Below are 13,302 nucleotides of genomic sequence, written 5' to 3'. Positions count from 1 at the left end.
AACTTTTTTCTTTACAAGATAACTTTTAAGTTTTAAGGAATCAAAATAAAAATGGCAATACCAACAAATACAACTATTTGAAGCCATTTTAAAAATACCCCAACTTTATCATTCTTTTTAATTAAATCTGAAATAGCTCCGGCTAAAATGGCTATGGTAGAAAAAATGATAAAAGAAACTAAAATAAAAATCCCTCCTAGAACATAAAACTGATACACTGTAGAAATTGTTTCTGAAAATAAAAATTGAGGGAAAAATGCTAGAAAAAAGATAGTCACTTTAGGATTTAAAACATTCATCCAAAATCCTGTCTTAAATAACGATAAAGTCGATTTCTTTTCAATATTTTCTGTAGAAAAAGTAATACTTGCATCACTTTTAAACACTTTATAAGCTAAAAATAAAAGATACAAAGCTCCAAATAACTTTATTATAAAAAATAAATTATCGTTAGCTTTAATTACCTCTGAAACTCCGAACGCGACTAAAGTTGTGTGAATAATACAACCTGTCATTAAACCTAAAACGGTAGCAAGTCCGTACTTTTTTCCATTAACTATACTTTGTGTTAAAACAAAAATATTATCTGGCCCTGGTGATATAGCTAAAGCCATTGTAGATAAAGCAAAAGAGATTAAAATTTCTATCATAAGTTTACAATTTCAAAACAAATATACACAGTAAAATCACCTTTATAAAAATTACTAATAAAACGTTAATTAACAGTGGTTAACAATAGTTAACTATACAAGAAATGCAATTACTATAGGTTTGTATCATAATTAATTTTAAAATAAAAGAATATGAAAAATTTAATCATTTTAATCGCCTTATTGTCTAGCACTTTAACTTTTGCTAATGACATTACTATTCCTTCTAAAGAATTAAAAAAAGAATTAAGAACTGAAATCGTTAAACTATTAAATAACGAAAAACCTGATATTAATCTAGATTTTACAGTTAAAGTAGATTTTATGATTAATGAAAAAAATGAAATTGTAATTATAGATATTAATACAAGTGATACGGTAATAGAATCATTCGTTAAGAGGAAATTAAATTACAAAGCGATACAAGCTTCAACTATCAGCAAAGGAAAAATTTATCAATTGCCTATTAAATTTGTTAAGCAATAATTGTTAATCAAAAAACTCATAACCGAATTGGTTATGAGTTTTATTAAGTTTTAATATTTTTTCAAAATTGCTTTATTAATTCGTTTTATAAGCGATGGCCCTTCGTAAATAAAACCTGTATAAATTTGAACTAAATCTGCTCCGGCTTCAATTTTTTCTAAGGCATCTTTTTCAGAATGAATTCCTCCTACTCCTACAATTGGGAATGCTTTATTTGAGTTATCAGCTAAATATTTAATTACACGAGTACTTTTAGATTTAATCGGCTGTCCACTCAAACCTCCATTACCTATAGCTTTTAATCGTTCTTCTGATGCTTTCAAACCTGTTCTATCTACAGAAGTATTAGAAGCTATAACTCCGTCTATTTTTGTTTCAGCAACCAAATCGATGATTTCATCTAACTGATTGTTATTTAAATCTGGTGCTATTTTTAATAAAATTGGCTTCTGTTTTTCTTTAGAACTATTAATTTTTTGAACTTCTGTAATTAATTCTTTTAAATATGCTGCATCTTCTAATTTTGCATGACTCGATACATTCGGACAACTTACATTCAATACAAAATAATCTACATAAGGATGTAATTCTTCAAAACAAACTGTGTAATCATCTGTATAATTTTCTGGTTTTGTTGCTGTATTCTTTCCTATATTTCCACCAATAATTACTTTTCCTTTATTCTTTTTTAACTGTGATATAGCAGCAGATAATCCTTCATTATTAAACCCCATTCGGTTAATAATACCTTTATCATCTTTTAAGCGAAATAATCTTTGCTTTGGATTACCAACCTGACCTTTTGGAGTAACTGTACCTATTTCGATAAAACCAAAACCGAAATTAGCAAGCTCGTTATACAATACTGCATTTTTATCGAAACCAGCAGCTAAGCCTACTGGATTTTTGAATGTTAATCCGAATAAGTTTCTTTCTAATCGTTTATCATTTATTTGGTAAAGTCCTCTAAAAATAGATGAAACAAAAGGAACTTTAGATATTCCTTTTACCAAAGAAAAAGTGAAATGATGAATCTTTTCTGGATCGAAAAGAAAGAAAATAGGGCGAATTATTGATTTATACATATTATTGATTTGACCAGTTTTTATATTCTTTGCTTTTTGTAAAATCTATAAAATTTTCTTTAACTAACTCTTTTAAACTCTCTTTATCTAGCTCAAATCTTTCTATAAACAAATTTAAAATATTTATAGCTTTTTCATTTTCCTTATTCTCTATATAAGTTGTAAGTAAGCTATCTAATCCATCAAAGAAATTTGGATAAAGAGTTATTAAGTTCTCAAATTTCTCTATCGCTTTTTTATAATCCTTTTTCAAAAAATAAACATTACCTCTAAAATAATCTAGAAAGTCGTCATTCCCTATTGCTTTATCTAATTTGTCAAGAACATCAATTGCTTTATCATATTCTTCTTTTAAGATATAACCATCCATTGAAATTAAATATAAACTAGCATCATTAGGGTATTCCTTTTCATAATCATTTATATATTTAATGTATAGTTCATTATCAAAATTACTTGCAGCCATTAAGGCATAAATCATAAAAATCTTTCTTTTTTTAGAATTCTCAGTTAAAGACTCGTATAAATCAATAACCTCTTTATGTTGGTTTTGATCTTTATAAGCTTTAAATTTTACTATTTTTTCAAAATCAGCAACTTCTTTTCTATTTAAAATCCTTTTCAAAAAACTTCTATTGTTTACAGCTCTCTCGTAAAGAAACTTTATTGTTTCAGATAAATATTCTCCAGAAATATAGATATATGTGTCAGATATTTTTGGCTTCCCTTTTACATATTCTATTAAATGTTTATGATAGTTTAAACCATCTTCTCCATAAAGCCTAAATAATAAAAAGTAATTATCGTTTTCTTTGTATGATCTTATAAAGGTATACTCTGAACCTAATTCTATTTGCTTTAAAAGTTCTTTACCGAAGCTAAAAGATTTAGAAAAACCCTGATAAAATGACAAATTAAACTTTAATAATTCTTTATCCTCTGTTTTTATAAAAAATCTATTAGCTAATAATTTACTATCATAAACTTTATCAAAATATGTATGATCTTGATTAAATAAAGTACTATCTATTGCATATCCTAAATCATCTAACTCTACTAGCTTTTTATCATTGTCCCCTTGTGAATAGATTTGAAAAAAAACTAAGCTGAATATTAAAAAAAATCCTTTTCTCATAACATTTTAAATATTTAAAAAAAGCTCCCTAAGGGAGCTTAAAAATTTATTATCTTAATTCTGCACCAACATTCTTTTCGAATGTTTGCTGTAATTTTTGCATTATTTTGTCGATTTGCTTGTCGTTTAATGTTTTATCATCTTGTAAAATAAAACTAACAGCGTACGATTTTTTTCCTTCAGGTAAATTTTCTCCTTCGTAAACATCGAATAAGTCCACTTCTTTTAAAAGCTTTCTTTCAGATTGAAAAGCCAAATTGTAAATTTCTTTAAATTCAACTTTGCTATCTAATAATAAAGCTAAATCTCTTTTTACTGCAGGGAATTTAGGTAAATCGGTAACCTTTATTTTCCTCTTACCAACTAATCCTAAAATAACATCCCATTTAAAATCTGCAAAAAGAACTTCTTGTTTAATTGAGAACTCTTTTAATATAGAACGTTTAACAACTCCAAACTCTACTAATTTTGTTTTACCTAAACTTAATGTTAATCCTTCAGAAAAAACAGATGATTTTACTGGTGAATTCTTTAAATTTGATAAACCTAATCGATCAAAAATACTAGTAATTACTCCTTTTATGTAAAAGAAACTAGATGTTTCTGAAGCAATTTTCCAGTTATCTTTTAGTTTATTTCCTGTAACAAATAATGTTAAGTGTTTATCTTCTTGGTAACCTGACTCATATTTGTGATAGGTTTTTCCTAACTCAAATAATTTTAATGCATTATTCTTACGATTAATGTTATAAGAAATACTTTCTAACCCACTAAATAATAATGATTGACGTAAAACTTTTAAATCATTACTCAATGGATTTAACATTTCTACATTAAAGCTCTCATTTAAATCTTCAGATAAGCTAATATAATCAGCCTTAGTTAATGAGTTTGCCATAGTTTCATTGAAGCCTAAAGCAACTAAATGATCTGAAACTATGTTTTCAACTTTAACTTGAATATCATTATCAAAAGATATCGAAGTATTTAATTTATGAGAAAACTCAATATTATTATATCCGTAAACTCTTAAAATTTCTTCAATGATATCTGCCTCTCTTTGAACATCAACTCTATAAGAAGGAATAACTAAACCTAAACCAGCTTCTGTAATGCTATTAATTTTAATTTCTAGTGAAGCTAAAATATTTTTAATAGTTTCTTTAGGTATTTCTTGTCCTATTAATTTATAAACATTCTCGAATGATAAAAAAACTTCAAAATCATTTACTTTTTCAGGATAGAAATCCATAATATCTGAAGACATTTTTCCTCCAGCATATTCTTCAATTAATAAAGCTGCTCTCTTTAGAGCATATTTTGTTTGATTAATATCAATTCCTCTTTCAAACCTGAAAGAAGCATCTGTATTTAATCCATGTCTTTTAGCTGTTTTACGAACTGAAACAGGATTAAAGTATGCGCTTTCTAAGAAAATTGTAGTTGTGTTTTCTGTAACTCCAGATTTCACACCTCCAAATACTCCTGCTATACATAACGGATTAGATTCAGCATCACATATCATAATATCTTCAGCTGATAACTCTCTTTCAACTTCATCTAAAGTGGTAAACTTAGTACCTTCTTCTAAAGTTTTTACAACAACTTTATTTCCTTTAATTTTAGAAGCATCAAAAGCGTGTAAAGGCTGACCTAATTCATGTAAAACATAATTTGTAATATCTACAATATTACTTTTAGGAGCAATTCCTATTGCTTTCAATCTATTTTTTATCCATTCTGGTGAATCTTTTACTTCAACATCAGTAATGGTTATTCCACAATATCTTGGCGTTAATTCTTTATTTTCAACTTCAACATCAATCTTTAATCTTCTTTCATCAACATGAAAATCTGAAACTGAAGGTGAAATTAATTCTAATTTCACATCGTTTTGTAACAAACCAGCTCTTAAATCTCTTGCCACTCCATAATGACTCATTGCATCAGCTCTGTTAGGAGTTAGTCCAATTTCAAAAACATGGTCAGTTTCTATTTTAAATACATCGGCACAAGGAGTTCCTGGAACTAGAGATTCATCTAGTATCATAATTCCATCATGCCCCGATCCTAAACCTAATTCATCTTCGGCACAGATCATACCATGACTCTCTTCACCTCTGATTTTTCCTTTCTTAATTTTAAAACCTTCTCCTTTTTCGTCGTATAACATTGTTCCAATAGTCGCTACAGGAACTTTTTGTCCTGCATCAACATTAGGTGCTCCGCAAACTATTTGTACTGGTTCTACTTCTCCTAAATTAACAGTAGTAACTTTAAGTTTATCTGCATTAGGATGTTTTTTACATGTTAGAACTTCACCAACAACAACACCTTTTAAACTTCCTTTAATACTTTCTTTAAGTTCAATTCCCTCAACTTCCAGTCCTAAATCCGTCAATAATTCCCCTATCTTTTCTGGATTCCAGTCAAATTGTAAAAATTGTTGTAGCCAGTTATATGATATTTTCATTTTTTAGTCTAGTATTTAGCCTGCAAATTTACATTTTTTCTGAAGATTATTTAGGAATAATATACCATTTTCCACAGTGTTAATAACTTCTTAAAAATTAACACTTTATTAATGTTTTGTTAACATTACGATATGTTCTTTGCTTCGATTTAAACCCAACAAACTATTTCATGAAAAAAATAATACCTGTTATAATGCTGATAACTTCGTTATCTGTATTTGGACAAATACCATCGTACTATAACGATGTTAACTTAACCCTTAATGGTTCAAACTTAAAAGATGAACTATCTACAAAAATCATTAGTACTCATAATATATTTTTAAGCTATACACCAGGGGTTTGGAATACTTTAAAACTAACAGATATAGATCCAACAGATCCTTCTAAAGTTTTATTAATTTACGGATGGAATGATACTGATTCAGAAATTAATAATGATAGAACTAGAGGAAAAGATCAAAATGGAGGAAATTCTGGTGATTGGAATAGAGAACATGTTTACCCTAAATCTTTAGGAAATCCTAATTTAGGAACTACTGGTGCTGGTGCAGATGCACACAGCTTAAGACCTTGTGATGGCTCTAGAAATTCTTCAAGAAGCAACCGTAAATTCGCTGCTGGTAATGGAACTGCTTCATACATTACCCCTGAAGGTAATTGGTACCCTGGAGATGAATGGAAAGGTGATGTAGCTAGAATGATGATGTACATGTATTTACGTTATGGAAATCAAACATTACCAACCAATGTAGGTGTGGGTAATATTGTTGCTACAGATCCTAATATGATTGATCTATTTTTACAATGGAACACTGAAGATCCTGTATCAGATTTTGAAAAACAAAGAAACCCAATTTTAGAACAAGAACAAGGAAATAGAAATCCTTTTATAGATAATCCTGCTTTTGCAACACAAATTTGGGGAGGACCACAAGCTGAGGATTTATTTGGTAGTACTGGTGGAAGTGATACACAATCACCTTCTACTCCTTCTAATTTGATTTCTTCTAACATAACACAAAGTACTGTAGATTTAGCTTGGACTGCTTCTACAGATAATATTGCTGTATCTGGTTATAGAATTTATAGAAATGGTGCTCAAATTGCTACCTCTTCGAATCCAAATTATACCGCTACTGCTTTAAGTTCAGGTACTACTTATTCTTTTTATGTTAGTGCGTATGATGCCGCAGGAAATATTTCTGGGAACAGTAACACTGTTACAATAACAACACAAAATAGTGGTAATAATGGAGGTGGAAATGCTTCTGATTTATTAATTTCTGAATATATTGAAGGTTCTTCATATAACAAAGCTATAGAAATTGCAAACTTTACTGGATCGGCTATTGATTTATCCTCTTATTCTTTAAGAAAAGTTACTAATGGTTCTGGAAGTTTCTCTAGCGTATTAAACTTGAGCGGACAGTTAGCAAATGGTCAAGTATATGTTATAGGAAATAACAATGCTTCTACTGCAATTACAAATGTTGCGAACATCACTGAAAATAGTGTTACAACATTCAATGGAAATGATGCTATTGGATTGTTTAAAAATGAAGTTTTAATTGACTTAATAGGAAATCAAAATAGCAGTGCGACATTTGCACAGGACGTTACTTTAAGAAGAAAATCCACTATAACTGCTCCAAATAACAACTATACTGCATCTGAATGGGATTCTTTTAGTACAGATACTTTCTCTGGTTTAGGTACACATACCATGGACACTAATTCTGCAGACACAACGGCTCCTACTACTCCGTCTGGTTTAATTGCATCAAATATTACTCAAACTTCAACTAATTTAGCTTGGACAGCTTCTACAGATAATATAGCTGTAACAGGATATGATGTTTACAGAGGAACTACAAAACTATCAACAGTTACTACAACAAATTATACTGTAACTGGTTTAATAGCTGAAACTAATTATTCTTTTTCAGTAAGAGCTATTGATGCCGCTGGAAATACCTCAAATTCAAGTAATATTGTTAATGTAACTACTTTACCTGTTCCAGACACAACAGCACCAACTACACCTTCTGGACTAGTTGCATCAAATACTTCACAAACTTCAACTGATTTAGCATGGACAGCTTCTACAGATAATATAGCTGTAACAGGATATGATGTATATCAGGGGAATACAAAAATAACTACAGTTACCAATACTAATTATACAGTTAATAATTTGACTGCAAATACTAATTACAATTTCTCAGTAAAGGCTGTAGATGAAGCGGGAAACATTTCAAATTCTAGTAATGTTGTTAGTATAACTACTTTATCTGAACCTTCAACAAATGGAACTTTAATTATTTCTGAATATATAGAAGGTTCTTCTAATAACAAAGCTATAGAAATAGCAAATGTATCTGGAACTACTGTAAACTTAGCTGAATATTCTTTAAGAAAAGCTACAAACGGTTCTGGAAGTTTTTCTAGCATACTAAATTTAAGCGGGCAATTAGCTAATGGAGATGTTTATGTAATTGCTAATTCTAACGCTAATTCTACTATTTTAAATGTTGCTGACATTACAGAAGCTAGTATTACTACTTTTAATGGAAATGATGCTATTGGGTTATTTAAAAACGAGGTTTTATTAGACTTAATAGGAAATCCAAATAGCAGTGCAAATTTTGCTCAAGATGTTACCCTACAAAGAACTTCAAACATAACTAGTCCTAACACTACATATACAATTTCTGAGTGGGATGTACTTGCTGTAGATACGTTTGACGGCTTAGGCAATCTTAATAATGGAGGAACAAATCCTACAGGACCTGTAGTAATCTCTGAATCTTATTTTGAATCAGGTTTAGATAACTGGTCTGATGGTGGTAGTGATGTTGCGAGATACTCAGGAGCAAGATCTTACGAAGGATCTTATTCTATACGCTTAAGAGATAATTCAGGTACTGCTTCCGCAATGACATCTGAAGTTTATGATTTAACTACATATAACACTGTAGAAGTTGATTTCTATTTTTATTCATATAGTATGGAAAATGGTGAAGATTTTTGGTTAAGATATTACGATGGAAGTTCTTGGCAAACAGTTGAAGTTTGGGCAAGAGGAACTGATTTCGATAACAATACTTTTTATAATGCTAAAGTAGTGTTAAGCAATTCTAATTATAATTTCACATCAAATGCTCAATTCCGATTCCAAGCAGACGCGTCTACAAATAGTGATCATATATATATAGATCAAGTAACTATTAAAGGTACTTCTGGAGTTTTAGCTAAATCAATTAACGTTGCTTCTAGCAACTCTTCTTTAACTGAATTAGGCTATTTAAACACCAATGAATTTGATGTTTTTGAAGGTGATTTTAAAATGTACCCTAACCCTGTTACTGGAAACACATTAAATTTAAGGTTACAAGATTCAGAGGTAGAAAATATAACTTATCGAATAATTTCTTTACTAGGTCAAGAAATTTCAAAAGGTTATTTAAATAGTAATCAAATTCAAGTTAACGAATTAAAAACTGGTGTTTACATTCTTGAAATTAATGACGGAGAAGAAATTATGACTCAAAAATTTATAAAGAAATAAATCAATAGATTTTTATTAGAATTAAAGTTATAAAATCTCAGAATAAACCATGGTTTATTCTGAGATTTTCTTCATTAACTTGGGTTTAATTTTCAATACCCCCATCAAAAAAAGTTTTAAAACATAAATAACCAACACAACAACACATTAAAAAAATTCAAAATTTTATCATAATACATTTCACTTTGCTTTATCTTAAATCTATTGATTATCGTTACAACAAATACTTCAATCACCTATCAAAGTAATGTATCAATAATTGGTTAGGATAAATTCAATTTTTAAGAACTCATTTTAGAGTTTTTAAAGATTAATTTTACTTCCAGTGTATTATCTAAATGGTTCCATAATCATTTTAGAATAAGCATCTGTAACTAAAGATAAGCACATCAATTTTATCGATTTCCTACTAGATAAGTAACATCTTCAAAGCTGTTTAAATCATTCGAAGATTAACTGTTCAATGAGATTCCTATGCTTTCTATATCAATGATACGAGTTAGTAGTAAAATGATTACTTGATCGTGGAATTCTCTTCTCACTCTGCTAAATAAACTACTAGAAATTTCAAACTTAAACTATAGTCCTTCTGAGTATACTTTACATAACTCTTGTTCATTACACTTAAAATTTAGTGTAACGATATTTCAGGACGAGACATTAATTTAAAACAAAAAAACTCAGATGAAATCATCCAAGTTTTTTTGTTTGTTTAAGTAATTTATTTATTATCAAAATAAAGAAGTGATAACCTCATCAATTGTTATCCCTTCAGCTTCAGCCTTATAATTCTTAACCACTCTGTGAGATAAAATTGGAACTGCAACCTTTTGAACATCTTCAATATCTGGAGAATACTTACCATTTACAGCAGCATTAGCTTTAGCTGCTAAAATTAAGTTTTGCGAAGCTCGAGGTCCTGCTCCCCAATCGATATATTTTTTAACAAATTCTGTAGCTTTATCAGATTTTGGTCTAGTTTTTCCAACCAAACTAACTGCATATTCTACTACATTGTCTGCTACAGGTATTTTACGAATTAGTTTTTGTATTTCTACAATCTCTTGGGCATTAAATAAAGCATTAACTTTTTGCTCTTTGGTAGTTGTTGTGTTTTTAACAACTTCCACTTCTTCATCAAACGATGGATAATCTAAGTTTATAGAAAACATAAAACGATCTAATTGAGCTTCTGGTAATGGATAGGTTCCTTCTTGCTCAATAGGATTCTGTGTAGCTAATACAAAAAAAGGCAAATCTAATTTATAATGATGTCCTGCAATTGTAACAGAGCGCTCCTGCATCGCTTCTAACAAAGCTGCTTGAGTTTTTGGAGGTGTTCTATTAATCTCATCTGCAAGAATAATATTAGAAAAAATAGGACCTTTTATAAACTTAAATTTTCTAGACTCATCTAAAATCTCACTACCTAAAATATCGGAAGGCATTAAATCAGGTGTAAACTGTATTCTATTAAAATTTAAACCTAATGCATCTGATATTGTATTAACTAATAAAGTTTTTGCTAAACCCGGTACACCTATTAAAAGTGAATGACCTCCACAAAAAATAGATAATAAAGAAAAATTAACCGCCTCTTTTTGACCAATAATTACTTTACCTATTTCCTGCTGTAACTGTTGATATTTAGTTACTAAATTATTAACTGCCGTAACGTCTGACATTATTGATTTTCTTTTTTCCAGTTAGATTTAAAAGTACATTTCTTGTAATCACTTCCTATCTTAACATAAGTTTCTAATATTTTGTCTTTTGACCATTTAGCAATTGTTTCTTCTTTTTTCTTTACTAGAGCTAGTTTCTGAACTTTTACATAATCATTAACTAAATCTGCTTTATGAGTATTCGTTCTATTTCTCATGTAAAGCAATTTATACATCTTCTCTCCTGCTCTAGTTTCATCGTAGAAAACTTCTGAAAACTCTCCTTTTTTTAATTCGTTAATTCTTCCATACAAAGCTGGATCCATTCTAGTTAAATCAAAAGTAGATTCTCCTGTATATGGATTTAAAATTAGTCCTCCACTATTTTTTGTTTCATCATCTTGTGAATGATCATTTACAGCTTTATCAAAAGTTAACTCACCAGCAATAATATCTTTTCTAATTTGCTCTAATTTCTCTTTAGCGTCATTAAGTTTACTCTCTTCAATTTCAGGTTTCATAACAATATGAGAAACTTCTCTACCGTTACCTTTAATTTTATGTAATAAAATGATATGATAACCAAAAATTGTTTTAAAAGGTTCAGATATTTGTCCTTCATCTAAAGAAAAAGCAACTTCTTTAAACTCTTTTATGAACTGTGTATCTTTAGTAATAGTTCCCAAATTACCTCCATTTCTAGCTACAGAAGGATCATTTGAATTTACGATTGCTTTTAACCTGAAACTCGCATCATTCTCTTCTACATCTTTCTTAATCTCGTTAAGTTTCGCTATAATCCTTTCATTTTCCTCTTTAGTTGGTTCAGCTTTTAAAACAATTTGTGCTAACTCAACTTCTGCTGGAAATTCAGGTAATTCATTTTTCTCTTTTAAGCCATTAAAATATAAACGAACTTCTTCTGGAGTTAAATCTACATCACCCGTAATTTTTTGTTGTTCCTTTTCTATTAAGATTTCTTCTTTTTGAACACGTTCTAGTTCTTTAATTAAATCTTCTTTATCATTAAATCCATAAACTTCAATAGCCTTCTTTTCTCCGCCATGCTGTCTTATGAAGAAATCAATAGTTCTCTTTACTCTATCATCAATTTCAGCTTTTGATGCAGTAACACTATCTACAACAGCATGATGTGCAAGTAATTTACGATCCATCAATTGCTCTAACATTTGACAATCGGTAATTTTTATTTTCCCTTCACTTTGCGTTTCAATTTCTTTTTTAAATTTTTCAATATCAGAATCTAAAACAACATTTTTACCAACAACAACAGCTACACCATCAATCTTATTTTTTTGAGCTCCAACAAAAACTGGTGCCAATCCTAAGATAATTAAAATACTAATACTCTTTAAATTCATTGTTTTTAATTGCATCATTAATCAACGTTTTTTCTATCTCTCTTACTAATTCTATCTTACGTTTATGTAAAATAAGTTGTTTTATATTATTTCTAATGTAGCTTAAAGGAGCTATTTCATTTCTCTTTAACACATTATTCACAGCGACCAAATATACTCCTAAACTATCTTCTTTCTGAATGAATTTGGATTTTTTTAACAGTTTTTCTTTTGATTCATATCTAAATGGTGGAATTTTTAACAAAACATCATCATAGCTTACCCAAGATGAATCTCTCAACATATAATCTTTAAAATTTATTGTCAGATTTTCTAAGTCCTCTAAATCTTCTATAGTAGTAGATTGAAACTTTTTTACAGCTTCTTGTTTATCTAAAAAATCTTTACCAAAATAAATATATTTAAGTTGTAATAATTCTTCGTTTAACCTAAAATTATCTTTATTATTTGTATAATATTTTTGTATAGATTCTTCTGAAATTAAAGTATCTAATTGCTGATTAATTAAAGATTCTTTATATCCATTAATGTACAAGCTTTCTTTATAATTTTTAACCAGCTCGTTTATTTGTTTATTATTTACGTCCGAAATATTCTCTTCTGCCTTTTTTAATAATAATTGTTGTTTAGCCCAAGTGTTAATGTAACTTTTAATTAATACTAAACTATCATTTTTAGAAGTTCCTTTTGGCACAACATTAACTACATCTGAAAGATATAGATTCACCTCTCCAACAGACGCAACTATAGGTTCATTTATAGCACCTGTATCTTTGGTAGATATAAAGTCTTTAATTTTATCGCATGAAAGAAGCGTTAAAAAACAAAATGTAAAAATGATTTTTCTCACTAACT

9 protein-coding genes are annotated in these 13,302 nt (G+C 29.0%); 2 read left to right on the top strand and 7 right to left on the bottom strand.

Features of this window, described 5'->3' with window-relative positions; genetic code table 11:
* Positions 1-32: 32 nt before the first annotated feature.
* Positions 33-650, bottom strand: coding sequence for a LysE family translocator (locus AC2TEO_RS00600; protein WP_442266246.1), 618 nt, complete (start codon positions 648-650; stop codon positions 33-35).
* 153 nt (positions 651-803) lie between these two features.
* On the opposite strand from AC2TEO_RS00600, the gene AC2TEO_RS00595 reads away from it, so the two are divergent.
* Complete coding sequence (locus tag AC2TEO_RS00595) at positions 804-1,136, top strand: hypothetical protein (protein ID WP_442266245.1); 333 nt, start codon at positions 804-806, stop codon at positions 1,134-1,136.
* Between the two features lie 50 nt (positions 1,137-1,186).
* Here the strand turns inward: AC2TEO_RS00595 and AC2TEO_RS00590 are convergent, their stop codons facing one another.
* The 3 genes from AC2TEO_RS00590 to pheT are packed head-to-tail and all read right to left on the bottom strand — an operon-like array spanning position 1,187 to position 5,829.
* Positions 1,187-2,221, bottom strand: coding sequence for a quinone-dependent dihydroorotate dehydrogenase (locus tag AC2TEO_RS00590; RefSeq protein ID WP_442266244.1), 1,035 nt, complete (start codon positions 2,219-2,221; stop codon positions 1,187-1,189).
* Position 2,222: 1 nt separating this feature from the next.
* The gene (locus tag AC2TEO_RS00585) at positions 2,223-3,356 is read right to left on the bottom strand and encodes a tetratricopeptide repeat protein (RefSeq protein WP_442266243.1); all 1,134 of its coding nucleotides are present in this window, start codon (positions 3,354-3,356) and stop codon (positions 2,223-2,225) included.
* Between the two features lie 49 nt (positions 3,357-3,405).
* Positions 3,406-5,829, bottom strand: a complete 2,424-nt coding sequence (gene pheT, locus AC2TEO_RS00580; RefSeq protein ID WP_442266242.1) for a phenylalanine--tRNA ligase subunit beta — start codon at positions 5,827-5,829, stop codon at positions 3,406-3,408.
* Positions 5,830-5,999: 170 nt separating this feature from the next.
* On the opposite strand from pheT, the gene AC2TEO_RS00575 reads away from it, so the two are divergent.
* Entirely contained in the window at positions 6,000-9,401 is a 3,402-nt protein-coding gene (locus AC2TEO_RS00575) for an endonuclease (RefSeq protein ID WP_442266241.1), read from the top strand.
* A gap of 731 nt (positions 9,402-10,132) precedes the next feature.
* Here AC2TEO_RS00575 and AC2TEO_RS00570 read toward each other — a convergent pair.
* From AC2TEO_RS00570 to AC2TEO_RS00560, 3 genes are read right to left on the bottom strand one after another with little or no spacing between them, the layout of a single operon-like run.
* Positions 10,133-11,086: an AAA family ATPase gene (locus AC2TEO_RS00570; RefSeq protein ID WP_442266240.1), complete on the bottom strand. Its 954-nt coding sequence runs from the start codon at positions 11,084-11,086 to the stop codon at positions 10,133-10,135.
* Positions 11,086-12,465 carry a peptidylprolyl isomerase gene (locus tag AC2TEO_RS00565; RefSeq protein WP_442266239.1) on the bottom strand — a complete coding sequence of 460 codons (1,380 nt, stop codon included), beginning with the start codon at positions 12,463-12,465 and terminating at the stop codon, positions 11,086-11,088. Before AC2TEO_RS00565 ends, AC2TEO_RS00570 begins: the two co-directional genes overlap by 1 nt.
* Positions 12,428-13,297, bottom strand: a complete 870-nt coding sequence (locus AC2TEO_RS00560) for a hypothetical protein (protein WP_442266238.1) — start codon at positions 13,295-13,297, stop codon at positions 12,428-12,430. Before AC2TEO_RS00560 ends, AC2TEO_RS00565 begins: the two co-directional genes overlap by 38 nt.
* Positions 13,298-13,302 lie beyond the last annotated feature (5 nt).

The sequence above is a fragment of the Tenacibaculum aquaeponti genome, from assembly GCF_057221555.1.
The sequence above is the reverse complement of the archived record's forward strand: the minus strand, read 5'-3'. Positions and strand labels throughout refer to the sequence as shown.

Excerpts from the sequence above, each read along its gene's own strand:
- AC2TEO_RS00600 (WP_442266246.1), bottom strand. The coding sequence starts at position 650 with ATGATAGAAATTTTAATCTCTTTTGCTTTATCTACAATGGCTTTAGCT.
- AC2TEO_RS00595 (WP_442266245.1), top strand. The coding sequence starts at position 804 with ATGAAAAATTTAATCATTTTAATCGCCTTATTGTCTAGCACTTTAACT.
- AC2TEO_RS00590 (WP_442266244.1), bottom strand. The coding sequence starts at position 2,221 with ATGTATAAATCAATAATTCGCCCTATTTTCTTTCTTTTCGATCCAGAA.
- AC2TEO_RS00585 (WP_442266243.1), bottom strand. The coding sequence starts at position 3,356 with ATGAGAAAAGGATTTTTTTTAATATTCAGCTTAGTTTTTTTTCAAATC.
- pheT (WP_442266242.1), bottom strand. The coding sequence starts at position 5,829 with ATGAAAATATCATATAACTGGCTACAACAATTTTTACAATTTGACTGG.
- AC2TEO_RS00575 (WP_442266241.1), top strand. The coding sequence starts at position 6,000 with ATGAAAAAAATAATACCTGTTATAATGCTGATAACTTCGTTATCTGTA.
- AC2TEO_RS00570 (WP_442266240.1), bottom strand. The coding sequence starts at position 11,086 with ATGTCAGACGTTACGGCAGTTAATAATTTAGTAACTAAATATCAACAG.
- AC2TEO_RS00565 (WP_442266239.1), bottom strand. The coding sequence starts at position 12,465 with ATGATGCAATTAAAAACAATGAATTTAAAGAGTATTAGTATTTTAATT.